The organism is Sphingomonas ginsenosidivorax, from assembly GCF_007995065.1.
Lineage (GTDB): Bacteria > Pseudomonadota > Alphaproteobacteria > Sphingomonadales > Sphingomonadaceae > Sphingomonas > Sphingomonas ginsenosidivorax.
The window spans coordinates 1,333,593-1,356,639 of sequence record NZ_VOQR01000001.1; the positions used below are offsets into that span (position 1 = coordinate 1,333,593).

Sequence of the window (23,047 nt, forward strand, 5' to 3'; positions counted from 1 at the left end):
TGGTTTCGCAGCAACGGTTGACGTTGTATTGTAGCAACGATGATCGCCGCCGCGACGCAATCGACAGACGATGAAGGCCCGGCGCATCGGTTCGCGGTGACCCCGGCCATCGAGTTGCTCGTCCTCGGGATCGCGATTGCGATCGCGGTCGGCAGCTATTTCGTGATCGTCGGCGCCAACGATCCGCAGAGACTGATCGCGCCGCCCCTCGTGGCCTTGCTGCTGGTCGCCAATCTCGTCCCGGGCATCGCGCTGATGATGCTGGCGGGACGGCGGGTCGCGCGTCGCCGGGCGGCGCGGTCGCCGGTCGGTGGTGGGGGACGCCTGCACGTCCGTCTCGTCGCGCTGTTCTCCGTCGTCGCCGCCGTTCCGATGCTGCTGGTGACGATCTTCGCGTCGCTGCTGTTCCAATATGGCGTGCAATTCTGGTACTCGGACCAGGCACGCGGGATACTCGAGAACGCGACGGGGCTTGCCCGTACCTCGTACGACCAGATGTTGAACCGCTGGGAACAGGCGGCGGTGACGATGGCGGACGATACCGCCAAATTCATGCGCGACCGCGCGGTGGATAGCCCCGAATTCCCCGGATTCTTTTTCCAGCAGGTCTATTACCGCAGTCTGTCGGACGGCATATTGTTCGCCATCTCACCCAAGAACGAGTTCCAGACCGTCGCGACGATCAATCCCGATCTGGTCGAGATTGGACGCGAGGTTTCGCCGGAGGATATTGCGGCGTTGCGGGCGGGGCGTCCGAGCATCGTCTCGGTCCGCGAGAACCGTATCCAGACGATCACGAAACTGCCCGGTGCGGAAAACCTGTTTCTCTATACGGCGACCGTCGTCGACATGCGGACCGCATTGCGCCAGCGCCAGCGCGGCGTGGCGGTCCAGGACAGCTACCGGGATCTTCTCACCCGTGCTCGATCGCTGCAGCTCCAGTTCAATGCCGCCCTGCTGCTCATCTCGCTGTTGATCGTCGGCGTTGCCGTATGGGTCGCGCTGACGGTTGCCGATCGCCTGGTCCGCCCGGTCGGCGAGCTCGTCGACGCGGCGCGGCGCGTCGCGGAGGGGGACCTGACCGCCCGCGTCCCCGATTCGAAGAGTCGGGACGAAGTCGGAACGCTGGCCGGCGCCTTCAATCAGATGACCGGGCGCCTGCAGGAACAGAACACCGATCTGGTCACCGCGAACAGCCAGCTCGACAGCCGCCGCGCGTTGATCGAGGCAGTGATGGCGGGGGTCTCGGCCGGCGTCATCGCCACCGGCCGCGACCGGACGATCTCGATCGCCAATGATTCGGCCGGCACGCTGCTCGGCACCGGTCCGGGCGGGCTGGTCGGGCGGAAACTCGCCGACGTCGCGCCCGAGCTCGACGACATGGTCGAGGGCACCGACCGCGAGGCGATCGTCGAGGTCGGGCAGGGCGGCGACGTCCGCACGCTCGCGGTCCGCATCGCGCGGCCCGCGACCGGCCCGATCCTGACCTTCGACGACATCACGCAGCAACTGCTCGACCAGCGCCGCGCGGCCTGGTCCGACGTCGCGCGCCGTATCGCGCACGAGATCAAGAACCCGCTGACCCCGATCCAGCTCGCCGCCGAGCGCCTGCAACGCCGCTATGGCAGCAAGATCGACGCCGAGGACGGCACCTTCGCGCGGCTGACCGACACCATCATCCGCCAGGTCGCCGACCTGCGCCGCATGGTTGACGAATTCTCGTCCTTCGCGCGGATGCCCAAGCCCGTGTTCAAGGAGGAATCGCTGGTCGATGCCGCGCGCCAGGCAATGTTCCTGCACGAGGTCGCGCATCCCGGCATCCGCTTCCAGCTGATCCACGACGATCCCGGGCCGACGCTCGTCTGCGACCGCCGCCAGATCGGGCAGGCGCTGACCAACATCGTCAAGAACGCGGTCGAGGCGATCGAGGCGCGGGGGCCGGGCGACCATGCCGTGGTGATGACGCTGACCGAGGACCCGGGCCGCAGCATCGGCATCGAGGTCGCCGATACCGGCATCGGGCTTCCTGCGGAGCGCGACCGGATCGTCGAACCCTATGTCACGACGCGGGCACGGGGCACCGGTCTCGGCCTTGCCATCGTCAAGAAGATCATCGAGGAGCATGCAGGAACGATCGGGTTCGCCGATCGGCCGGGTGGCGGTACGCGCGTCACGATGCTCTTCGATACGCGGGCGCTGGCAGCGCTCGACCAGGGGGGCGACCAGGACGGCAATCAGGCAGGCAAGGGGAGCCGGGGGGCTTTGGCAGCGGAGATGGCTCATGGGAGCCAGCTCGACACGATGACTCGCAACCGGACATAAATGTAATGGCGCTCGATATTCTCGTCGTAGACGACGAACGCGACATCCGCGAACTGGTAGCCGGCGTCCTGGAGGACGAAGGCTATGAGACGCGCAATGCCGGCGACAGCGATGCCGCGCTGGAGGCGATCGCGGACCGCCGGCCGTCGCTGGTGCTGCTCGACGTGTGGCTGCACGGCTCGCGGCTCGACGGGCTCGAACTGCTCGATGAGATCAAGCGGCGCGACCCGTCGATCCCGGTGCTGGTCATCTCGGGCCACGGCAATCTCGACACGGCGGTCGCCGCGATCCGTCGCGGCGCGTCGGACTTCATCGAGAAGCCGTTCGAGGCCGAGCGCCTCCTCCTGATGGTCGCGCGCGCGACCGAGACCGAGCGGTTGCGCCGCGAGGTCGCGACGCTGCGCGCCACGGTTGGCCGCGAGACCGACCTGACCGGCAGTTCGAGCTCGATCAACGGCGTCCGTGCGACCCTGAAGCGCGTGGCGGCAACCGGCAGCCGCGTGCTGATCATGGGCTCCGCGGGCGTCGGCAAGGAGGTTGCGGCGCGGCTGCTCCACGGCTGGAGCCAGCGTACCGACGCCCCCTTCATCATCGTCAGCGCGGCGCGGATGACGCCCGAGCGCGTTGACGAGGAACTGTTCGGCGTGGAGGAGGGGGGAGACCTCGTCCGTCCCGGTCTGTTCGAACAGGCGCATGGCGGCACCTTGTTCCTCGACGAGATCGCCGACATGCCGATCGCGACGCAGGCCCGGATCCTGCGCGCGCTCACCGACCAGAGCTTCACCCGCGTCGGTGGCACCCGCGTGGTCAAGGTCGACGTCCGTGTCGTCTCGGCGACCGCGCGCGACCTGGTGTTCGAGATCGCCGAGGGACGGTTCCGCGAGGACCTCTACTACCGCCTCAACGTCGTCCCCGTGACGATCCCGCCTTTGTCCGACCGACGCGAGGACATCCCCGCGCTCGTCCAGCATTTCATCGCGCACTACGCCGCAGAGCGCCGCGTGCCGACCCCGGAAATCGCGGGCGATGCGATGGTTGCGCTGCAATCCTACGACTGGCCGGGAAACGTTCGCCAGCTCCGCAACGTCGTCGAGCGGACGATCATCCTGGCGCCGGGCGACCGGATCGGCCGGATCGACCTCGACCTGCTGCCCGCCGAAGTGATGGGCGACCAGGGCGACATGGGCGGCGGCAGCGCGACCGCGATCATGGGCTCACCGCTGCGCGAGGCGCGCGAGACGTTCGAACGCGAATATCTGCGCGTGCAGATCCGGCGCTTCTCGGGCAATATATCGCGCACCGCCAGCTTCATCGGAATGGAGCGCTCGGCGTTGCACCGGAAACTGAAGCTGCTCGGCATCACCGAGACGCGCGACGAATAGTCCGTGCTATTCGCGCGGCTACTCTGGACGTCGGGGCTCGGCGATTATAGATTAGCGTCGTGACCGGCTACCGGTCCATCTCCGACGCCGGGAAACGGCGCCTCGCGGGCAAAGTCCCGCCAAAAACAAGGGTTATCCCAATGGCCGACAAGCAGGGTTCGCTTCAGGACCTGTTCCTGAACGCTCTTCGGCGTTCCAAGACGCCCGTCACGATGTTCCTCGTCAAGGGCGTGAAGCTCCAGGGCATCGTCACCTGGTTCGACAATTTTTCCGTCCTGCTGCGCCGCGATGGCCAGTCCCAGCTCATCTACAAGCATGCGATCTCGACGATCATGCCCGCGGGTCCGATGGACATCGCCGCGCTCATCGACGCGGTCGGAGAAAACCAGAAGAAGCAGCCGTTGTTGCAAGAGATTTTCCTCAACGCGGTACGCAAGTCCGAAGACAGCGTGACGATGTTCCTGATCAACGGCGTGATGCTGCAGGGCCAGATCGCGGGCTTCGACCTGTTCTGCATGCTGCTCCAGCGTGAAGGCATGGCACAGCTCGTCTACAAGCACGCCGTGTCGACGATCCAGCCGGCGCGACCGCTGAACCTGGCAGGCGAGGCCGACGACGAGTCGGACGAGGATTGAGCGGCGGCTTCGACCGCGATCGGGACGAGTTCGCACGCGGCACCAAGGCGATCGTCGTGCTGCCCGATCAGGGTGACGCGACGCGCGACGCCGATGCGCGCCTGGCCGAGACCGCCGGGCTTGCCGCGGCGATCGGCGTCTCGGTGGTCGAGCGCATCGCCTACCGCGTCCGCGCGCCGAAACCTGCGACGCTGATCGGCAGCGGCCAGGTCGAGATGCTCGCCGCGCAGGTGCGGATGGAGGAGGCGGGGCTCGTCGTGTTCGACGCGAGCCTTACCCCGATCCAGCAGCGCAACCTTGAAAAGGCGCTCGAGACCAAGGTCATCGATCGTACCGGGTTGATCCTCGAGATATTCGGCGAGCGCGCCGCGACTGCCGAGGGGCGGCTGCAGGTCGAACTCGCGCATCTCGACTATCAGGCCGGCCGGCTCGTGCGCAGCTGGACCCATCTCGAACGCCAGCGCGGCGGCTTCGGCTTCCTCGGCGGTCCGGGCGAAACGCAGATCGAGGCGGATCGCCGCCTGATCCGCGACCGCATGGCAAAGCTCAAGCGCGAGCTCGAACAGGTCAGCCGCACCCGCGGCCTGCACCGCGAGCGGCGCCAGCGGGCGCCCTGGCCGGTGATCGCCTTGGTGGGCTATACTAACGCAGGGAAGTCGACGCTTTTCAACCGGTTGACCGGCGCTGACGTCATGGCCGAGGATCTGTTGTTCGCGACGCTCGACCCGACGCTACGGCAGATCCAGCTGCCCGGGATCGACAAGGCGATCCTGTCGGACACCGTCGGCTTTGTCTCCGACCTGCCGACGCAGCTCGTCGCCGCGTTCAAAGCGACGCTCGAGGAGGTGGTCTCGGCCGACCTGCTCGTGCACGTCCGCGACATCGCGCATCCCGATACCGAGGCGCAGCGCGCCGACGTCGAGGCCGTCCTTGCCGAGATCGGCGTCGACGAGACGACGCCGCGGTTCGAGGTCTGGAACAAGCTCGACCTGCTCGACGAGGCCGACCGCGAGGAGGTCATCGGCGAGGCCGCGCACCGCGATGACGTGGTCGCGGTGTCGGCGCTGAGCGGGGAAGGGGTGCCCAACCTGCTCGACCAGGTCGCTGGCAAGCTGACCGGCGCGCATCGCCGCTATTGGCTCAAGCTCGATGCAACCGACGGCGCAGGGGCCGCCTGGCTGCACGCGCATGGCGAGGTGATCGACACGCAGGTCGACGGTCTTGAGACGACGTATGAAGTACGTTTGTCCGAAGCGGATTACGACCGCTTCAGCCGTCGCGATGCTTGACCGTTTGCCATAGGGCTTCCTTGCCTGCGAGATCGAGGTCGGCGAACGCATCGCCGGCCTCGACCTCCATCGCACGGAAACGGCGTTCGAACTTGGCGTTACCCGCGCGTAGTGCCGCTTCCGGGTCGATCCCCAGATGCCGCGCCCAGTTGGTCACCGCGAACAGCAGGTCGCCAATCTCTTCCTCGACCGTGTCGGGTCCCGCGGACTGGACCTCGGCGATCTCCTCGTGAACCTTGGCAAGCGAGCCGTCCGCATCGGGCCAGTCGAACCCGACGCGCGCGGCGCGCTTCTGCAGCTTCTCAGCACGCAGCAATGCGGGCAGGCCGATCGCGACGCCCGCGAGCGCGCTGGGATCGGGTTTCGCCGCACGCTCGGTCGCCTTGATCGCTTCCCAGCCGGGGAAGGTATCGGCGTCGCCGAAGATATGCGGGTGGCGTCGTTCCATCTTGTCGCTGACCGCGGTGACGACGTCGGCGAGCGTGAATGCGTCGGCTTCCTCGGCAATGCGGCTGTGGAACACGACTTGGAGCAGGAGGTCGCCGAGCTCGTCTTTCAGATCGGCAGGATCGTTGCGCGCGATCGCATCGGCTACCTCATAGGCTTCCTCAATCGTGTACGGCGCGATCGTGTCCCAGGTCTGCACGCGATCCCAGTCGCAGCCCGAAACGGGATCGCGCAACCGCGCCATGATCGCTACCAGCCGCTCGATCACAGACACAATCCTAGTTCGATAATATACATTATGTTAAACTCACGATGGTTTCGGAGTGAGGATGAGCGTACCGCCTTCGACCCGCCACGATGCCAATCGCGACAGAAAGTTCATCCCGATCACGTTGGTATCGCCGAACGCCGGCGATGACACGACGCCAAGATCGGTAGCGGTCACGGTGCCGATCGTCACGCGGCGTGCCGTGGCCGTCCGCGCGGTCACGGCGCCGTTAGCCGTCTCGATCACCGTGGCGAACGGACTCTCGTCCAGATCCAGCCCGGCCGCCGCCGCGGTCTCCGGCGAGAGTGCCGTGGTCGTCGCGCCGCTGTCGATGAGCATCCGGCGTTTCGTTTCGTCGATCTCGACATTCGCCCAGAAATGCCCGTCCTCGGCCATTCGAATGCGCGTCTCGGTCCCGCTGATTTGCTGGTCGTTCAGCATCGCGGTGATCCCGCCGAACCGTTGCCACTGGCTGGCGACGAGCAGCCCGACGGCGAAGATCCCGACCCAGGCCAGCGCCATCTTGAGCGTCTGCCCGAGCGGCGGACGCCGGGCGATCAACGCCGCCAGCGGCAGGATCAGCATGATGCCGTACAGGAGCAGGTCGGCGCCCCGGTCGGTCATCGCTCGAGCACGAGCCCGTCATAGCCGGGTTCGACACCGTCGGGCAGCTCGGCACAGAGCGCGGCATAGTCCATCGTATTGTCCATATGGATCAGCGCCGTACGCCCCGGTTTCAGCTGCTCGACCCAGCCGAGCACGGCCGACAGTTCGGGATGCGTCGGGTGCGGCCAGCGCCTGAGTGCATCGACCACCCAGATGTCCAGACCCTCGTACAGCGTCATCATGTCGTCGGTCATGATGTTGAAATCCGTGGCGTAGCCGATCGAGACACCCCCCGCCTCGAACCTGAGCCCGGTCGCACTGATATTGCCGTGCGGCTGGTCGGTCGTCTTGATCTCGATGCTGCCGATCGTCAGGCGGTCCGGCAACGGCGCAGCGTCGATCGTCGACGGATAGCCGTGCCGCCCGTGAAACGCATAGGTGAACCGCGCATCCAGCGCGGCGAGCGTCTCGGGCCGCGCATAGCCACGCACCGGCCGGCCCATCGCATGGAAGACCTGCCGCAGGTCGTCGATCCCGTGGCAGTGGTCGGCATGGTCGTGCGTCCAGATCACCGCATCGAGCGTGTCGACGTCCGCAGCGAGCAGCTGCTCGCGCATGTCCGGACCGGTGTCGATCAGGATCCGCGTGCCCTCGTGCTCGACGATCGCCGACACGCGGGTCCGGCGGTTGCGCGGCTCGCTCGGGTCGCACGCGCCCCAGTCGTTGCCGATCCGCGGCACGCCGGAGGACGTCCCAGACCCGAGGATCCGGATTTTCACGCGCGGGTCTTGGCAAACAGGGTGTGAAAATTCTCGGCGGTCCGGCGCGACAGGTCCTCGACGCGCTCGCCGCGCAGGTCCGCCAGGAATTTCGCGGTGTCGGCGACGAACGCGGGTTCGCCGCGCTTGCCGCGGTGGGGCACCGGCGCCAGGAACGGCGCATCGGTCTCGATCAGCAGCCGCTCGATCGGCAGCCGCCGCGCGGTCTCCTGCAGATCCTTCGCGTTCTTGAACGTGACGATCCCCGATATCGAGATATACAGGCCCATGTCCAACGCCTTGTCGGCGAAAGCTCCGCTCGCCGTGAAGCAGTGGATGACGCCGGTATAGGCCCCCTTCCCCATTTCGTCGGCCATGATCGCTGCGGTATCGTCCTCGGCATCGCGGGTATGGACGACGATCGGCAGGCCGGTCTCACGCGACGCGGCGATGTGCGCGCGAAAGCTCGCCTGTTGCCGCTCGCGGTCCGACGTGTCGCGGTAGTAATCGAGCCCGCTCTCGCCCAACCCGACGACGCGCGGATGTGCGGCGCGCGCGATCAGCTTGGCGGCATCGATCGCGGGATGCTCGTCCGCCTCGTTCGGATGGATGCCGATCGTCGCCCAGACGTCGGGCTCGCGCTCGGCGGTCGCGACGACGTCGTCCCATTCGCGCTCCCGCGTCGAGATGTTGAGCATAGCGGTCACGCCGCGCGCGCGCGCGCGATCGAGCACCGCCGCCTGCTCGTCGACCAGCCCCTCGTAATTGAGATGGCAATGGCTGTCGGCGAGCATCAGGCGACCTCCGGCATGTCGAGCCGCGGGAACACCGGCGACGGCGGCGCGATCCGGAATCCCTCGGCAGCGACGCGGTCGTACCAGCCGTCATCGTCGATCGCGGCGTGATCGCGGTCCTCAGCGCCGACCTGATCGAGCACCTTTCCAGCCGCCCCAGGCACCACCGGCAGGATCGCGATAGCCAACATCCTGATCGCCCGTACCAGAGTCCTGAGCACCGCGTGCATCCGCTCGGGGTCGGTCTTCCGCAGCGCCCAGGGCGCCTGTGCGTCGATATACTGGTTGCACGCGAACACGCCGCGCATCCACGCCTCGATCGCCTGCGACAGCGCGAGGTCATTGAACCCGGCTTTCAACGCGGCGCAGGCGACGACGACCTCCTCGATGAGCATGCCGTCCGCCTCGTCGACCGTGCCCGTCGTCGGAAGAACACCCTCCAAATTCTTGGCAATGAACGACAAGGTCCGCTGCGCCAGGTTGCCGAAGCTGTTGGCCAGCTCGGCATTCACCCGCGTGACGATCGCCTCGGCCGAATAGCTGCCATCCTGTCCGAAGCTGACATCGCGCAGCAGGAAATAGCGCAGCGCATCGACCCCGAAGGCATCGGCCAGTTCGCCCGGGTCGACGACGTTGCCGATCGACTTCGACATCTTCTCGCCGCGATGCAGCAGGAAGCCGTGCCCGAACACCTGCCTGGGCAACGCGAGCTTCGCCGACATCAGGAACGCCGGCCAGTAGACCGCGTGGAACCGGACGATATCCTTGCCGATCAGATGCAGGTCGGCGGGCCAGAACCCGCGGTTGGGACCGTCATCGGGATAGCCGATCCCCGACAGATAGTTGGTCAGCGCGTCGACCCAGACATACATGACATGCCCCGGGCTGCCCGGCACTGGCACGCCCCAGTCGAAACTGGTGCGCGAGACCGACAGGTCCGACAGCCCGCCCTCGACGAACTTGACCACCTCGTTACGACGCCCCTCGGGCCGGATGAAGTCCGGGTTCGCGGCAATGTGATCGAGCAGAGGCTGCTGATAGGCCGACAGGCGGAAGAACCAGCTCTCCTCCGCGGTCCATTCGACCGGCGTCCCCTGCGGCGATCGGCGGTCATCGCCCTCCCCCGTCAGTTCCTTCTCGTCGTAGAACGCCTCGTCGCGCACCGAATACCAGCCTTCATAGCGGCTGAGATACAGGTCGCCATTGTCCGCCATCGCCTGCCAGAGCGACTGGCTCGCACGGTGATGCTCGAGCTCGGTGGTGCGGATGAAGCGGTCGTACGAAATCTCAAGGCGATCGCACATCGCCTTGAACATGCCGGACATTTCGTCTGCGAGTTCGCGCACGCCCTTGCCGAGGTCGCGCGCGGTCTGGACCATCTTGAGGCCATGCTCGTCAGTGCCGGTCTGGAACCGCACGTCGCGCCCAGCCTGGCGCTGGAAGCGCGCGATCGCGTCGGCGGCGATCGCTTCGTACGCGTGCCCGATATGCGGGCGACCATTGGGGTAGCTGATCGCGGTGGTGATATAATAGGGTTCGGCCATGCCCGGCTCCTAGAGCATCGCCCGGATCAGGTGAAGCCCGTCACGCTTTCAGCGACGCGAGGATTCCGCCCATCTCGAACACCGTCGCCTGCGCATCGAGCGACAGCCCGATCGCGGCACCCGCCAGCTCGCGCGCCGCGGCATGCGCATCGAGTGCGGACCGCAGAGCCGGCCCCGACCGCGATCGGGCCGCCTGCGCGACATAGGCGGGCGCGCGGTCGAGGAATGCCTCGTACCGCGCCTGCGCCGCCTTGCCGCCGAGCGACTTGGCCAGCCGCAGCCGCTGGCTGTTGTCGCGGTCGCCCTCCCCTGCGATCCGCGCGATCGCCTCGTCGATCCCGGCGACGTCGAGGCCGGCATAGCGCAGTGCACGCCCCGGCGCACCGTCGCTGGCGCGGACCAGTGCCGCGATTTCGGCCTCGTCCGCCTCGGGTTGTACCGCCCGGATCGCAGTCGCGACCTCGCCGTCGCCCAGCGCCTCGAACCGCAACAGCCGGCAGCGCGACCGGATCGTCGGCAACAACCGCCCCGGCGCATGGCTGACCAGCAGGAAGATGGTCCCCTGCGGCGGTTCCTCCAGATTCTTCAGCAGCGCATTCGCGCCGCCGCGTTCGAGATCGTCGATCGCATCGATCACCACCACCCGCCGGCTGCTCATCGACGGCGTTGTCGCGAACAGCGGCTGCAGCGTGCGGACCTGCGCGATCGTGATGCTGCGCGCGATATCCTGGTCGGGCTTCTCCGGATCCTTGGGCAACCGCGCCAGCACCCGGTAATCGGGGTGCGACCCGGCCTCGACCAGCGCGCGCGTCGCATTGCCTTCCGGCACGTCGAGGCCCGGGGGCAGTCCGGTCGCCCCCGCCCCTTCGGCCAGCATGCGGATCGCCGCCATCCGCGCGAAGCTGGCCTTGCCGACGCCTTGCGGGCCGGTGAGCAGCCAGGCGTGGTGCAGCGACCCGCTTGCCATCGCCGAGACGAACGCGGCCTGCGCCGCCGCGTTGCCGACGACCGACGTCATCGGATCAGCCGAAGAACCCGGTTAGCCCCGCCCAGGCGCGGCCGAAGAAGCCGGCCGTGCCGACGTCCTTGTCCGCGACCAGCGGCATCGTCTGCGTGACGCCGTCGGGCGTGCTGACGACCAGGTCGGCGATGTGCTGTCCGGCCTTGATCGGTGCCTTGATCGGGCCGTTATAGACGACCTTTGCCGTCAGGTTGGGCGAGGTGCCGGCGGGCAACGTCGCGGTCAGCGCCTTGGGCGCGACGAGTCCGACGGTCGACGAATCGCCCATCTGGACCTCGGCAGTCTCGACCTTCCGCCCCTTCGCGACGATCGGCTTGGACGACCAGGCGCGGAAGCCCCATTCCATGAAGCGCACCGACTCCTCGCTGCGCTGCGCCGAGCTCGTCAACCCGGCGACGACCATGACCAGGCGACGCCCGCCCTGCTCGGCCGAGCCGGTGAAGCCATAGCCCGCTTCCTCGGTGTGCCCGGTCTTCAGCCCGTCGGCGCCCGCGACGCGGCCCAGGATCGGGTCGCGGTTGGCCTGGGTGATGGCGTTGCCGCCCATCGTCTTGCCCCAGGTGAAATCACGCTTCGAATAGAATTGCTTGTAGAGCGCGGGGTGGTTGGTGATCGTCGCCGCGGCGAGATCGGCCAGGTCGTGCGCGGTCACATAGGTGACGCCATTGTCGGGCCAGCCGTTCGCGGTGCCGAAGTGGCTGTTCTTCAGGCCGATCTCGGCGGCGGTGCGGTTCATCCGCTCGGTGAACGCCTGCTCGGATCCCGAAATCCCCTCCGCGAGCACCACGCACGCGTCGTTCCCCGACAGCGTGACGATACCGTACAGCAGATTGGCGACGCTGACGCTCTCACCCGATGACAGGAACATCGTCGAACCCGCGGCCGGACCATGCCATTTTGCCCAGGTCTCGGGGCGGACGGTCATCATCTGGTCGAGCTTGAGCTCTCCCTTGCGGACCATGTCGAACGCGACATAGACCGTCATCATCTTGGCGAGCGACGCCGGCGGCATCCGGCGCTCGGCATCGCGCGCATACAGCACCGCGCCCGAGGACAAGTCCTCCATATAGGCGATCGGCGCGGCGGTCTGGAACTGCGGCGCGGCCGCGACCGACGGGTTCGCGAGCATCAGGGCGACGAGCGGAGCGACGATCAGCGTCTTCATGGCAATTCCGTAGTTTGGGGTATCGGTTGGTCAGTCCCCGGGCAGGACCTGTGCATCGCCATAGCCGCGCTCCGCGACCGCGTCACGCGCGCGTTGCAGCCGGCCAGCATCGTCGAACGGCCCGAGCCGCACGCGCCACAGCCCCCCGCCGCCGACCACGCGCGCATCGAGTCGGTCGGCCAGCGCCCGCGCGCGCGCCTCGTTGGAGAAGGTCGCGATCTGCAGGACATAGGTGTGCCCGGGAACCAGCACGACCGGCCGCCGCTCGGGCAGCGACACGGCGCTGGCACGCACGAAACCCGGATCGCGCGCCGCAACCGAACGTCCGGCGCGCAGCGTCGCCGCGTCCTGCGAGGACGGCACCACCGCGCGCACGCGGACATTCGCCACAGGCCGTCGGTCGGTGCCGAGCAGCCGCGCCGCGCCGCGCGACAGGTCGATGATCCGGTCGCGTCGCCCCGGTCCGCGATCGGTAATCCGCACCAGGATCGACCGCCCGGTGTCGAGCGATGTCACTTCGGCGAACGACCCCAGCGGCAGCGTACGATGTGCAGCCGTGATCGCGCTCGCGTCAAACACCTCGCCCGACGCGGTACGGTTGCCGGATAGTTCCTCGCCATACCAGCTGGCTAGTCCGGTATCCTGGTATCGGCCATAAGCACCGTAGGGCAGCGTCGCCCCCAGGCTTTCGCGCGTACCGCCACACGCGGCCAGCGCAATCGCGAGGATCAGGACGCTAGCGTTCGACCGCATCGGCCAGCAGGCCTACCGAAAGCGCATAGAAGTTCGAGCAGTTGTAATCGAGGATGACGCGGTAGTTGCTGGTCAGCAGATACGCCGTCGCGCCCGGACCGTCGGGCTCGAGCAGCGTCGCCATCACCGAATCGCCCGGCCAGCTCCGCCCCTGCGACACGACGCCCAGCGCGCGCCACTCGGCGATCGTGCGCCATCCGCTATGCCGTTCGAACACGCGCGGACAGCGTGGCGACACCAGCCGGTTGTGCACCTGCGAGCGGTCGAACTGCGGCGGCACGCTGACCGCGAGCCCCCAGGGCTGCCCGGCCCGCCATCCGGCATCGACGAAGTAATTGCCGATCGACGCCAGCGTGTCCGCCGGGCTGTTCCAGATGTCGGCGCGGCCGTCGCCATCGCCATCGCGCGCGAGCCGCAGATAGATCGACGGCAGGAATTGCGGGTTGCCCATCGCCCCCGCCCAGCTGCCCTTCAACTGCTCACGCGCGATGCCGCGGTCGATGATTTTCAGCCCCGCGATGAACTCACCCGCGAACAGGCTGCGACGCCGGCCTTCATAGGCCAGCGTCGCCAACGAGCGGAGCAGGTCGAAATTGCCCGTATAGCTGCCGTAATTGGTCTCGTGGCCCCAGATCGCGACCATCACCGATTCGGGAACGCCGGTCTCGCGTTCGATCCGCTCGAGGCGGAAGCGTTGCGCCTGATAGGCGCTCCGCCCGCGCGAGATCCGCGCCGCATCGACATGCTGCGCCTTGTACGGCGCAAACGCCGGCACGCTATTGTTGGTAGCCCCCGGCTGCGCCCGGTCGAGCGCGATCACGCGCTCGTTCAGCGTCAGCGTCGGAAACACGGAATCGGCGGTACGCTGCGTCACGCCCTGCGCGAGCGCTTGGCTGCGCAACGTCGCCAGATAGGCCTGAAAGCCCGTCTCGTCCTGCGCGATCGCCGGACCGCCGCTCGCAAACGTCACGGCCAGCACGATGGCGCTACGGCGCAGCCAGACGGCCGCTTTGGTTGTCCCCCACATGAGAATGATGTGCCACACCCTCCCCCGATCCGGAACCTCCTGTCGTCGCACGCCCGCCACGCGCCGACGCACCGCGTCTTTGCGCGACCATCGACCAACACGCTTGCACATCGCGCCCACCCGGCCTAACCGCTCGGTCGTCGGGGAGTGGCGCAGGCTGGTAGCGCACCTGGTTTGGGACCAGGGGGTCGCAGGTTCGAATCCTGTCTCCCCGACCATCTATTCAGCACAGCAAAAACGCTGATTCGCCTGTGGTCGGGCCAGATGCCGAACGGTGTTCCGCGCCCCTCAGAGGCTTCTACCAGCACGTCCCCGACGAGCTTCCGCCATCCTAAGCAGCGCGCGCCATTTCCGAACAGTGCGTCCGCGCCTCGACCAAGGCCGTGACCAGCGCCCGGATGTCCTCCTCGCAATGGGCCGGCGTCGGCGTGATCCGCAGCCGTTCCTGACCGACCGCGACAGTCGGGTAGTTGATCGGCTGCACGTAGATCCGGTGCCGTTCGAGCAGATATTCACTCATCGCCCGACAGAGATGGGCATCCCCGACGAGGACCGGGACGAGGTGGCTCTGCGTATCGCTGAGCGTGAAGCCGGCCACGCGCAGCAAATCCTTGAGCCGCGCCGCGTTCACCTGCTGGCGTTCGCGCAGGGTCGGATCGGCCTTCAACTGCCGGATCGCGGCAAGGGCGCCGGCGGCGAGATGAGGACAGAGCGAGGTGGTGAAGATGAAGCTGTCCGCGAAACTGCGGATCACGTCGATCAACAGCGCCGGCCCCGCCACATAGCCACCCATGACACCGAACGCCTTGGCCAGCGTCCCTTCGATCAGGGTGATCCGGTCGCCGACGCCGTCACGCTGCGCGATCCCGCCGCCCGTCGCACCGTACATGCCGACGGCATGGACCTCGTCGAGATAGGTCAGCGCGCCATATCGGTCGGCGAGGTCACAGATCGCGGCGATGGGCGCGATGTCGCCGTCCATCGAATAGACGCTTTCGAACGCGATGATCTTGGGGCGATCGGACGCGACCGATTTGAGCTGCCGATCGAGATCGGCGACGTCGTTGTGCTTGAAGATGAAGCGCTCGGCGCCGGAACGCCGGATCCCCTCGATCATCGAATTGTGGTTCAGCGCATCGGAGAATATGGCGCAGCCCGGCAGCAGCTTTCCCAAGGCGCCGAGGCTGGCAAGGTTCGATATCCAGCCCGAGGTAAAGATCAGCGCGGCGTCCTTGTCGTGCAGGGCTGCCAGCTCCGCCTCGAGCGCGACATGGTGACGGTTGGTGCCCGAGATGTTGCGCGTGCCCCCCGCCCCGGCCCCGGACGAGGCGATGGTTTCGTGCATCGCGGCCAGCACCGCCGGGTCCTGGCCCATGCCCAGATAGTCGTTGCTGCACCAGACGGTCACTTCCTCGGCCCCATCGGGGCCGTGCCAGAGTGCCTTGGAAAGGAGCCGACGATCCGTTCGAGTTGCACGAAGGTTCGATAGCGCCCGTCGAGCTTGGTTTCGGCCAGGAGCGCTTCGAAATGGGGGAAAGGATCCATGATGCTGTCCGATCTACTCGTGATACCGACCCGGCGGCGCCGTCCCGGCAAGCGCGTGGCGCGCCAAGTCTCCCTCGTCGAGGTCCGCTGCGGTCAGGCCGGACACGTCGTAGGCCCAGAAGGATGCCGCCGCATATGTCGCGAGCGCGCGTTCGAGCCGGGCGAAGCGATCGTCCTCTCCGGCGAGTATCTGCAGCGCGATGCGGACCTCCGCGAAATCGTCGCCCAGGCCCTTGCGGATCGCATCAGCCTCAGCGGCGTAGCCGCGATGGCCCAGATGATGCGCAGCGGCGACGCGGGCGCGGTCGAGCATGTCCACCGCCGCCTCACCACGGGTGCGCGGGCTGGGATACGCCCGGCTGGTCGGGGCCATAGGGATGCCATGTGCCCACCAGACGTCCCTCGCGCGCCTTGTTGAAATATTGCGACGCGATGAACCAGCCCTTCAAGGGGCGCAGCGGAGCGATCGAGGTTATCACCGCGAAGGGCAGGCTGATCAGCAGGTGAACCCAGAATGGCGGCGAGAATGCGATCTGCAGGCCGAGCGCGAGGGACACCGCTGGAACGCAACCGAAGCAGATCACGATGAAGGCGGGACCATCGGCGGGGTCGGCGAACGCGTAGCTGAGCCCGCAGGCAGGGCATTCGCGCCGCAGGTTCAGGAACCCGTCGAACAGCGCCCCTTTGCCACATCGCGGGCAGCGGCCACGCAGACCCGCCTTCAAAGAATTCACTCCCGGATAGATCAGGGGCGGCGTGGCGACGGCGGTATCGGTATCGGGCATCGTACGACTCCGGGGTTGTCCACCGCCCGAACCAGCCGCATAAAGCCGGATGCGATGCTACGTTTACGTATGGTTATTATAACCATGCAATGTCAAGGTTAAACCATGCAATACTGGACTCCCGACCTCACTGACCTGCCGGGCCCGAAATATTCAGCGATTGCAGCCGCGCTCTCCCGCGACATCGCGCGCGGCGTGCTTCGTCCGGGCGACCGGCTGCCGCCCCAGCGCGTCCTCGCCGAGCAGTTGTCGATCGACCTGACGACGGTCACCAAGGCGTATAACGAGGTCCGGCATGCCGGGCTGATCAAGGGGGGCGGACGGCGCGGCAGCTTCGTCAGCGGCGCCGCCGAACCGACGCCGGTCCCCGAGGCGACGCCGGTCGATACCGGTATGAACCTGCCGCCCGAGCCCGAAGGCAGCTCGCTGGCCCGCCGGATGCGGGACGGCATGGCCGCGTTGCTGGCACAGCCGCATGGCCTGGCGGCGCTGCAGTATCAGCCGAGCGGCGGTGCCACCGCCGATCGCGTCGCCGCGGCGGCGGCGCTGCGGCAGCGTGGCATCGATGCGTCCGAGGACAGGGTTCTGATCACCAGCGGCGGGCAGAACGCGCTGCATGCGATCATCAGCGCGACCCTGACGCGCGGCGACACCGTCTGCGCGGGCGCGTTCGCCTATCCCGGTTTTCTGTCCCTGGCGCGGCGCTACGGCCTGACCCTGGCGCCGGTCGCGAGCGATGGCGAAGGGATCCTGCCCGAGGCGCTCGAACGCGCGGCGCAAGCGGGCGCCAAGGCGGTCTATATCGTCCCGGAAAACGACAACCCAACGACGGCGACGATGGGCGGCGATCGCCGGCGCGCGATCGCCGCCGTCGCCGAACGACACGGGCTGATCGTGATCGAGGACGACGCCTATGGCCAACTCGCCGGGTCCCCGCTCCCCTCGATCGCGACGCTCGCACCCGACCGGACATGGCATATCGCCAGCGTATCGAAGATCATCTCGCCGGGTTTGCGTGTCGCCTGGGTGCTCGCCCCCTCGACCCGCCAGGCCTGGCGGCTCGCGGCCGACCTGCACGAGACGGCCGTGATGGCGCCGCCGCTCAACGCGGCGCTCGTCAGCCTCTGGCTGCGCGATGGTGCCTTCGCGGCGCTCGTCGGCGAGGTCCGTGCCGAAGCACAAGCCCGCCAGGCGCTCGCCGCGCAGATACTGGCGGAGGTGCCCTATGCGTCCCAGCCCGACGGCTACCATCTCTGGGTACCGCTCCAGCCCGAGGCTTCGGTCGCGGACATCGTCAACGCGCTCCGGCCGGCCGGCCTCTCGGTCGCTCCGGCCGAAGCCTTCGCGGTCGATCCTTCGCACGTCCCGCCCGCCCTGCGCGTATCGATCGGTGGGGGGCTGTCGCGTGATCGCCTGAAGCGGACGCTGGGTTTGCTGGACGCCCTGATCGCGCATTCGCCGGGGCGCCGGGCAACCAACATCTGAGAAGCGAGACAAACTGTCCTATTGTATGGCTTCCTGATTGAGCGCAAAGCGCCGAGCAAGGCCATACAAGAAGCGTCTCCCGGCGCTTCCGACTGGCCGGAGGACCGTCAATGGATTTCGGCTTCGATGCGCTGACGCTGGCGCGCGCGCAGTTCGCCTTCACTATCTCGTTCCATTTCGTCTTTCCCGCCTTCTCGATCGGGCTGGCGAGCTACCTGATGGTGCTCGAGGGGCTCTGGCTGAAGACGGGGAAAGGCGTCTACGCCAACCTGTATCGCTACTGGCTTAAGATCTTCGCGGTGACGTTCGGGATGGGCGTCGTTTCGGGTATCGTCATGTCCTATCAGTTCGGGACGAACTGGGCGGTGTTCTCCGACAAGGCCGGGCCGATCGTCGGACCGCTGATGGCGTACGAGGTGCTGACGGCCTTCTTCCTCGAGGCCGGCTTCCTGGGGGTCATGCTGTTCGGGATCAGCAAGGTCGGCAAGGGGCTGCACTTCTTCGCGACCTGCATGGTCGCACTCGGGACGCTGATCTCGGCGACCTGGATCACCGCGGCCAACAGCTGGATGCATACGCCGGCGGGGTTCGTGATCAACGGCAAGGGGCAGTTCATGCCCGCGGGCTCATGGCTCCCGATCATCTTCAATCCGAGCTTCCCGTATCGGTTGGTGCACGTCGTGATCGCCGCCTATCTGACGACCTCGCTGGTGGTCGCCGCGGTCGGGGCGTGGCACTTGCTGCGCGACCGGACCAACCCCGGCGCCCGCACGATGTTCTCGATGGCGATGGGCATGATCGCGCTCGCCGCGCCGCTGCAGATTTTCGCGGGCGACATGCACGGGCTGAACACGCTCGAGCATCAGACGCCCAAGATCCTGGCGATGGAGGGCGATTTCGAGGCCAGCCCTGATGGCGCGCCGCTGATCCTGTTCGGGATCCCCAGCCAGAAGGATGCCGCGGTCCACTACAAGGTCGAGATCCCCAAGCTCGGCTCGCTCATCCTGAAACATGCGCCCGACGCGCCGCTCCCCGGCCTCAAGGACTATCCGCGCTCGGAATGGCCGCCGGTGCCGATCGTCTTCTGGTCGTTCCGCCTCATGGTCGGGCTCGGGGTGGCGATGCTGGGGATGGCCGCGTGGGGGCTTTGGGCACGCCTGCGTCGTCGACTGTACGACGCGCGGTGGCTGCACCGTGCGGCGTTGACGATGGGGCCGACCGGCTTCGTCGCGGTCCTGGCCGGCTGGGTCACGACCGAGGTCGGGCGGCAGCCCTACACCGTCTACGGCTTCCTGCTCACCGCGCAGTCGCGCTCGCCGCTCGCGGCGCCCGCCGTCGCGACGTCGCTGCTCGCCTTCGTGATCGTCTATTTCGCGGTCTTCGGCGCCGGAACCTATTACCTGCTCAGGCTGATGGCGCACGCTCCGCACGCCCATGAGAGCGAGCCGGCCCACATTCCGCAACGGGCGGCCGGGCTCGTCCCCGCCGCCGGCCTGGAGTGACGACGATGACCTTCGACCTCGCCACGATCTGGGCCGCCATCCTGGCCTTCTCCATATTCGCCTATGTCGTCATGGACGGCTTCGACCTCGGCATCGGCATCCTTTTCCCGGGCTTCGCGATCGGGGACGAGCGCGACCAGGCGATGAACTCGATCGCGCCGGTGTGGGACGGGAACGAGACGTGGCTCGTGCTCGGCGGCGGAGGACTGATGGCGGCCTTCCCCCTGGCCTATGCGATCATCCTCCCGGCAACCTATCCGCTCGTCATCGCGATGCTGCTCGGCCTCGTCTTCCGCGGCGTGGCGTTCGAGTTCCGCTGGCGCGATCCGCGGCATCGCGCCGTATGGGATATCGCCTTCTGTGCAGGGTCGGTGGTGGCGACGTTGGCGCAGGGGATGATGCTGGGGGCGTTGCTTCAGGGCATACACGTCGTCGGGCGTGGCTATGGCGGCGGGTGGCTGGACTGGCTGACGCCGTTCAGCGTGCTGACCGGCGTTGCGCTGCTTACCGGCTACGCCCTGCTCGGCGCGTCCTGGCTGATCGGCAAGACCGGCGGCGCGGCGCAGGCGCATGCGCGGCGGATGGCGTTCCAGTTAGGGATCGCGATGCTGGTCATGATGGCTGCGGTCAGCGCGGCGACGCCGTTGTTGGCGTTCGACTATTGGCGCCGCTGGTTCGCCTTTCCCGGCGTGTTGCTGACCGCGCAGGTGCCAGTGCTGGTGATCGTGACGGCGGCGCTGTTCTTCCGCAGTCTCGCACGCGGGGACGAGCGGGCGCCCTTCGTGCTGACGCTGGCGCTGTTCGCCCTGGGATTTGCCGGCCTCGGGATCAGCATGTTCCCCTATGTCGTGCCCCGCGCGGTCACGATCTGGGACGCAGCCGCGCCGGAGGGCAGCCTGATTTTCCTGCTCGTCGGCACGGTCGCGATCATCCCGCTCATCATCGGCTACACCGCCTGGGCCTATTGGGTGTTCCGCGGCAAGGCAGGCGTGGCGGGCTATCACTGATGCCCGGTCAACACCCCCTTCCCCGCTGGCGACGGGTCGCATGGATGATGCTGATCTGGCTGGGCAGCGTGCTGGCACTGGGCGCGGTGTCGCTCGTCATCCGGTCCTGGCTCCACGCATGATCGTCCCGCGTCACGCCGCCATCACCCCGCTCACCAGCAGATCGGATCTCCCATGACGACCACTCCCAACGCCCTTGGCGACGGTGCGACCGCATTCGGCGCGGCGATGGAGGCGTTGCCGCTGGTCGCGATCCTGCGCGGCATCACGCCCGCCGAGATCGACGCCATCGGCGACCTTCTCGTCGAGGCCGGCTTTCGCCTGATCGAGGTTCCCCTGACATCGCCCGACGCGTTTGCGAGCATCGCGCGGCTCGTCAAAAGGGTCGGTCCGGCGATCATCGTCGGCGCGGGGACGGTCCGTACGATCGCGCAGCTGCGCCAGCTCGTCGATTGCGGAGGGCGCCTCATGGTCACGCCGCACGGTGACGTCGCCCTGATCCGCGCCGCCAAGGCGCTGGCGCTCCACGCCCTCCCCGGAGTCGCGACGCCGACCGAGGCGTTCGCGGCGCTCGATGCCGGCGCCGATGGCCTGAAGATGTTTCCCGCGGACACTCTGGCGCCATCGACGGTGCGCGCATGGCGGACGGTGATGGGCGACGCGCTCCTGTGTCCGACGGGCGGGATCGAGCCGGCGACGATGGAAGCCCATATCGCGGCCGGGGCATCGGGCTTCGGTCTCGGCTCGGCCCTGTATGCGCCCGGAGCGTCGCTCGCCGACACGCGGCAGCGCGCGGACGCCTTCGTCAATGCCTGGAACGGTGCACGGCGGCGATGAGCACGGTCCAGGACGATCGGGCCGGACAGGCAGCCCGCGAGGAGTCCCTGGTGCGTCTCGCCGCGCGCCTCACGCTCACGCTCGGCGCGCCGCGACCGGCGGTCTTCTGGCTCGACCTGTCGTTGTCTGCGGGGCTCGGCTATCTCGCTTTGGCGCTGGCGTGCAGCGACGTCGCGGTCTGGATCAGGCTGCTCGCCGGTGGCGTCTCGATCCTGGCGCTCTACCGCGCGGAAAGCTTCATCCACGAACTCTGCCATCTCAAGAGCGGTGCCGTTCCGGGCTTCGCGCTGGCGTGGAACCTGGCGATCGGCATTCCGCTGCTCACCCCGTCCTTCCTCTATGATGGCGTGCACAACCTCCACCATGCCCGCACGCGCTACGGGACGGCGGAGGATCCCGAATATCTGCGGCTGGCGGCGATGTCGCCCTGGACGCTGCCCGTGTCGGTGATCATGGCCGGCTTCGCGCCGGTGCTGTTGATGGTTCGATTTGCACTGCTGGCGCCAGTGTCCGCGATCGTGCCGCCGCTGCGTCGGATACTGGTCGAACGCTTCTCCGCGCTGGCGATCAATCCTGCTTTCCGGCGCGAGCCTCCGCGAGGGCCGCAACGCCGGCGCTGGCTGTTGCTCGAAAGCGCGGCCAGCGCATGGGCGATCGCCATCCTTGCCGGTGCGATCGCCGGCCTGATCCCGCTCCGCGTCGTGCTGACCGGCGCCGCAGTCCTGTCGGGGATGGCCGTGCTCAACCAGGTCCGGACCCTGGCGGCGCATCTGTGGGAAAGCGACGGCGAGCCGCTCAGCGTGACCGGACAGTATCTCGACAGCGTGAACGTGCCGCCCCCGGGGTGGCTGCCCGCGCTGTGGGCGCCCGTCGGCTTGCGCTATCACGCCCTGCATCACCTGCTGCCCGGCATCCCCTATCACCGGCTCGGCGAAGCGCATCGGCGATTGACGTCTGCCCTTCCGCCCGGCGCGGGGTTCGAGCGTGCCGATCATCCGGGACTGGCGTCGGCGTTGATCCGGCTCGTCCGTGCCGCGGGCGGATCGGCGGCGTGAGCGCGCCGATCACGGACTTCCGGTGGAAGGGCGAGACGATCCATTTCGTGGCCGAGGGCGCGGGGCCGCCGCTGGTGCTGCTGCATGGTCTCGGCGGCAACGCGAACAACTGGCTGCCGCAACGAACGGTGTTGCGGCGCGACCATCTCGTGCTGTCGCTGGATTTCCCGGGGCACGGCCGGTCGTCGGGCCGAGGGGTCCGTTTCGCGGACTATTGGCAGGTCATCGAGGCGCTGCTCAATCACCTGGATATTGAATCCGCCGCCTTGTGCGGCCTGTCCAAGGGCCCGCGCCGGACTAGCCCTCGCGTCCCGGCGGCCGGCGCGCGTCGAGCGGATGATCGTGGTCAACGCGTTCGTGCATCTCGAGCCGGAGGACAGGGCCAGTCGCCTCGCGCTCTACGACCTGCTTGGCGAACCGGGCGGGGTGACGGAGTGGGCGCAGCAACTGCTCGAGCGGATGGGCGTCTCGGATCGTCCCGCGATCGTCCGCGGCTTCATGCGGTCGCTGGCGACGATCGACCCCGCTCACATCCGTCGCCTCTTCACCGAGTTGGTCGCCTACGAACAAGGTCCCGAACTCGCGCAGATCGCGTGCCCGGTGCTGATCGTCCGAGGGGAGAGGGACGGCTTCGTTCCGGCCTATTGCGCCCACGATCTGAACCAACGGCTCCGAGCCAGCGTCATCGTCGGAATGACCCGATGCGGCCATTTGCCGTATCTCGAGGATCCCGTCGCCTTCAACGGGATTGCCGCTGCTTTCCTCGCCGAACCCTCCGTCACCCGCACCGGTCCGCTGGCGGTGGAACGCCGGTGACCGC

At 67.6% G+C, this 23,047-nt stretch carries 22 protein-coding genes, 1 tRNA gene and 2 pseudogenes; 13 read left to right on the forward strand and 12 right to left on the reverse strand.

Features of this window, described 5'->3' with window-relative positions:
• Positions 1-39: 39 nt before the first annotated feature.
• Genes FSB78_RS05945 through hflX form a run of 4 tightly spaced genes read left to right on the forward strand, consistent with a single transcriptional unit; the run spans position 40 to position 5,628 of the window.
• The gene (locus FSB78_RS05945; RefSeq protein ID WP_147080821.1) at positions 40-2,322 is read left to right on the forward strand and encodes a sensor histidine kinase; all 2,283 of its coding nucleotides are present in this window, start codon (positions 40-42) and stop codon (positions 2,320-2,322) included.
• Positions 2,323-2,327: 5 nt separating this feature from the next.
• On the forward strand, positions 2,328-3,704 hold the full coding sequence (gene ntrX / locus FSB78_RS05950; protein WP_147080823.1) for a nitrogen assimilation response regulator NtrX: 1,377 nt from the start codon (positions 2,328-2,330) through the stop codon (positions 3,702-3,704).
• Positions 3,705-3,763: 59 nt separating this feature from the next.
• Positions 3,764-4,339, forward strand: coding sequence for an RNA chaperone Hfq (gene hfq / locus FSB78_RS05955; protein ID WP_277872700.1), 576 nt, complete (start codon positions 3,764-3,766; stop codon positions 4,337-4,339).
• Complete coding sequence (hflX, locus tag FSB78_RS05960; protein ID WP_147080825.1) at positions 4,336-5,628, forward strand: GTPase HflX; 1,293 nt, start codon at positions 4,336-4,338, stop codon at positions 5,626-5,628. The genes hfq and hflX overlap by 4 nt, the downstream gene beginning before the upstream one ends.
• Here the strand turns inward: hflX and mazG are convergent.
• The 9 genes from mazG to FSB78_RS06005 form a co-directional block, all read right to left on the reverse strand.
• The gene (gene mazG, locus FSB78_RS05965; protein ID WP_147084046.1) at positions 5,609-6,319 is read right to left on the reverse strand and encodes a nucleoside triphosphate pyrophosphohydrolase; all 711 of its coding nucleotides are present in this window, start codon (positions 6,317-6,319) and stop codon (positions 5,609-5,611) included. The genes hflX and mazG overlap by 20 nt on opposite strands.
• Before the next feature lie 63 nt (positions 6,320-6,382).
• Positions 6,383-6,967 (reverse strand): retropepsin-like aspartic protease family protein, encoded by a 585-nt coding sequence (locus tag FSB78_RS05970; protein ID WP_147080827.1) that lies wholly within the window; start codon positions 6,965-6,967, stop codon positions 6,383-6,385.
• Positions 6,964-7,728, reverse strand: a complete 765-nt coding sequence (locus tag FSB78_RS05975; RefSeq protein WP_147080829.1) for an MBL fold metallo-hydrolase — start codon at positions 7,726-7,728, stop codon at positions 6,964-6,966. Before FSB78_RS05975 ends, FSB78_RS05970 begins: the two co-directional genes overlap by 4 nt.
• Entirely contained in the window at positions 7,725-8,501 is a 777-nt protein-coding gene (locus FSB78_RS05980) for a TatD family hydrolase (RefSeq protein WP_147080831.1), read from the reverse strand. Before FSB78_RS05980 ends, FSB78_RS05975 begins: the two co-directional genes overlap by 4 nt.
• The gene (metG, locus tag FSB78_RS05985; RefSeq protein ID WP_147080833.1) at positions 8,501-10,045 is read right to left on the reverse strand and encodes a methionine--tRNA ligase; all 1,545 of its coding nucleotides are present in this window, start codon (positions 10,043-10,045) and stop codon (positions 8,501-8,503) included. The genes FSB78_RS05980 and metG overlap by 1 nt, the downstream gene beginning before the upstream one ends.
• 40 nt (positions 10,046-10,085) lie before the next feature.
• Positions 10,086-11,063, reverse strand: a complete 978-nt coding sequence (locus FSB78_RS05990; protein WP_147080835.1) for an AAA family ATPase — start codon at positions 11,061-11,063, stop codon at positions 10,086-10,088.
• A gap of 4 nt (positions 11,064-11,067) precedes the next feature.
• Positions 11,068-12,231 (reverse strand): D-alanyl-D-alanine carboxypeptidase family protein, encoded by a 1,164-nt coding sequence (locus FSB78_RS05995; RefSeq protein WP_147080837.1) that lies wholly within the window; start codon positions 12,229-12,231, stop codon positions 11,068-11,070.
• A gap of 30 nt (positions 12,232-12,261) precedes the next feature.
• Complete coding sequence (locus tag FSB78_RS06000; protein WP_147080839.1) at positions 12,262-12,984, reverse strand: septal ring lytic transglycosylase RlpA family protein; 723 nt, start codon at positions 12,982-12,984, stop codon at positions 12,262-12,264.
• Positions 12,968-13,954: a lytic murein transglycosylase gene (locus FSB78_RS06005; RefSeq protein WP_158637972.1), complete on the reverse strand. Its 987-nt coding sequence runs from the start codon at positions 13,952-13,954 to the stop codon at positions 12,968-12,970. The genes FSB78_RS06000 and FSB78_RS06005 overlap by 17 nt, the downstream gene beginning before the upstream one ends.
• A 198-nt stretch (positions 13,955-14,152) precedes the next feature.
• Here FSB78_RS06005 and FSB78_RS06010 point away from each other — a divergent pair.
• Positions 14,153-14,229, forward strand: a tRNA-Pro gene (locus FSB78_RS06010).
• A 113-nt stretch (positions 14,230-14,342) separates the two neighbouring features.
• Here FSB78_RS06010 and hemA read toward each other — a convergent pair.
• From hemA to FSB78_RS06025, 3 genes and pseudogenes are all read right to left on the reverse strand, one after another.
• Positions 14,343-15,556: pseudogene (hemA, locus tag FSB78_RS06015) on the reverse strand (5-aminolevulinate synthase).
• 13 nt (positions 15,557-15,569) lie between these two features.
• Positions 15,570-15,869, reverse strand: a complete 300-nt coding sequence (locus FSB78_RS06020; protein WP_147080843.1) for a hypothetical protein — start codon at positions 15,867-15,869, stop codon at positions 15,570-15,572.
• A gap of 13 nt (positions 15,870-15,882) precedes the next feature.
• Entirely contained in the window at positions 15,883-16,341 is a 459-nt protein-coding gene (locus FSB78_RS06025) for a DUF983 domain-containing protein (protein ID WP_147080845.1), read from the reverse strand.
• Between the two features lie 105 nt (positions 16,342-16,446).
• Here FSB78_RS06025 and FSB78_RS06030 point away from each other — a divergent pair, with 105 nt between their 5' ends.
• The 8 genes and pseudogenes from FSB78_RS06030 to FSB78_RS19725 all read left to right on the forward strand — a co-directional run bounded on the left by FSB78_RS06030 (position 16,447) and on the right by FSB78_RS19725 (position 23,043).
• Positions 16,447-17,826, forward strand: coding sequence for an aminotransferase-like domain-containing protein (locus FSB78_RS06030; RefSeq protein ID WP_147080847.1), 1,380 nt, complete (start codon positions 16,447-16,449; stop codon positions 17,824-17,826).
• A gap of 110 nt (positions 17,827-17,936) precedes the next feature.
• Complete coding sequence (locus tag FSB78_RS06035) at positions 17,937-19,328, forward strand: cytochrome ubiquinol oxidase subunit I (RefSeq protein ID WP_147080849.1); 1,392 nt, start codon at positions 17,937-17,939, stop codon at positions 19,326-19,328.
• 5 nt (positions 19,329-19,333) lie between these two features.
• Positions 19,334-20,335, forward strand: a complete 1,002-nt coding sequence (gene cydB, locus FSB78_RS06040; RefSeq protein ID WP_147080851.1) for a cytochrome d ubiquinol oxidase subunit II — start codon at positions 19,334-19,336, stop codon at positions 20,333-20,335.
• On the forward strand, positions 20,335-20,457 hold the full coding sequence (locus FSB78_RS06045; protein ID WP_147080853.1) for a DUF2474 domain-containing protein: 123 nt from the start codon (positions 20,335-20,337) through the stop codon (positions 20,455-20,457). The genes cydB and FSB78_RS06045 overlap by 1 nt, the downstream gene beginning before the upstream one ends.
• A gap of 52 nt (positions 20,458-20,509) precedes the next feature.
• Positions 20,510-21,172 (forward strand): 2-dehydro-3-deoxy-6-phosphogalactonate aldolase, encoded by a 663-nt coding sequence (locus FSB78_RS06050; RefSeq protein ID WP_199743121.1) that lies wholly within the window; start codon positions 20,510-20,512, stop codon positions 21,170-21,172.
• Positions 21,169-22,227: a fatty acid desaturase family protein gene (locus tag FSB78_RS06055; protein ID WP_147080855.1), complete on the forward strand. Its 1,059-nt coding sequence runs from the start codon at positions 21,169-21,171 to the stop codon at positions 22,225-22,227. Before FSB78_RS06050 ends, FSB78_RS06055 begins: the two co-directional genes overlap by 4 nt.
• 74 nt (positions 22,228-22,301) lie before the next feature.
• Positions 22,302-22,496: pseudogene (locus FSB78_RS19765) on the forward strand (alpha/beta fold hydrolase); the annotation flags it as partial.
• A complete protein-coding gene (locus FSB78_RS19725; protein WP_422396676.1) occupies positions 22,480-23,043 on the forward strand; it encodes an alpha/beta fold hydrolase in 564 nt (187 codons plus the stop codon). The pseudogene FSB78_RS19765 and the gene FSB78_RS19725, both read left to right, overlap by 17 nt.
• Positions 23,044-23,047 lie beyond the last annotated feature (4 nt).

Bases quoted from the DNA above. Each gene is read 5' to 3' on its own strand.
- FSB78_RS06035 (WP_147080849.1), top strand. From the start codon at position 17,937: ATGGATTTCGGCTTCGATGCGCTGACGCTGGCGCGCGCGCAGTTCGCC.
- FSB78_RS06025 (WP_147080845.1), bottom strand. From the start codon at position 16,341: ATGCCCGATACCGATACCGCCGTCGCCACGCCGCCCCTGATCTATCCG.
- metG (WP_147080833.1), bottom strand. From the start codon at position 10,045: ATGGCCGAACCCTATTATATCACCACCGCGATCAGCTACCCCAATGGT.
- FSB78_RS05945 (WP_147080821.1), top strand. From the start codon at position 40: ATGATCGCCGCCGCGACGCAATCGACAGACGATGAAGGCCCGGCGCAT.
- mazG (WP_147084046.1), bottom strand. From the start codon at position 6,319: ATGGCGCGGTTGCGCGATCCCGTTTCGGGCTGCGACTGGGATCGCGTG.
- ntrX (WP_147080823.1), top strand. From the start codon at position 2,328: ATGGCGCTCGATATTCTCGTCGTAGACGACGAACGCGACATCCGCGAA.
- FSB78_RS05995 (WP_147080837.1), bottom strand. From the start codon at position 12,231: ATGAAGACGCTGATCGTCGCTCCGCTCGTCGCCCTGATGCTCGCGAAC.
- FSB78_RS06055 (WP_147080855.1), top strand. From the start codon at position 21,169: ATGAGCACGGTCCAGGACGATCGGGCCGGACAGGCAGCCCGCGAGGAG.
- cydB (WP_147080851.1), top strand. From the start codon at position 19,334: ATGACCTTCGACCTCGCCACGATCTGGGCCGCCATCCTGGCCTTCTCC.
- FSB78_RS06030 (WP_147080847.1), top strand. From the start codon at position 16,447: ATGCAATACTGGACTCCCGACCTCACTGACCTGCCGGGCCCGAAATAT.
- FSB78_RS05990 (WP_147080835.1), bottom strand. From the start codon at position 11,063: ATGACGTCGGTCGTCGGCAACGCGGCGGCGCAGGCCGCGTTCGTCTCG.
- FSB78_RS05980 (WP_147080831.1), bottom strand. From the start codon at position 8,501: ATGCTCGCCGACAGCCATTGCCATCTCAATTACGAGGGGCTGGTCGAC.
- FSB78_RS06045 (WP_147080853.1), top strand. From the start codon at position 20,335: ATGCCCGGTCAACACCCCCTTCCCCGCTGGCGACGGGTCGCATGGATG.
- FSB78_RS05970 (WP_147080827.1), bottom strand. From the start codon at position 6,967: ATGACCGACCGGGGCGCCGACCTGCTCCTGTACGGCATCATGCTGATC.
- FSB78_RS06020 (WP_147080843.1), bottom strand. From the start codon at position 15,869: ATGCTCGACCGCGCCCGCGTCGCCGCTGCGCATCATCTGGGCCATCGC.
- FSB78_RS06000 (WP_147080839.1), bottom strand. From the start codon at position 12,984: ATGCGGTCGAACGCTAGCGTCCTGATCCTCGCGATTGCGCTGGCCGCG.
- FSB78_RS06050 (WP_199743121.1), top strand. From the start codon at position 20,510: ATGACGACCACTCCCAACGCCCTTGGCGACGGTGCGACCGCATTCGGC.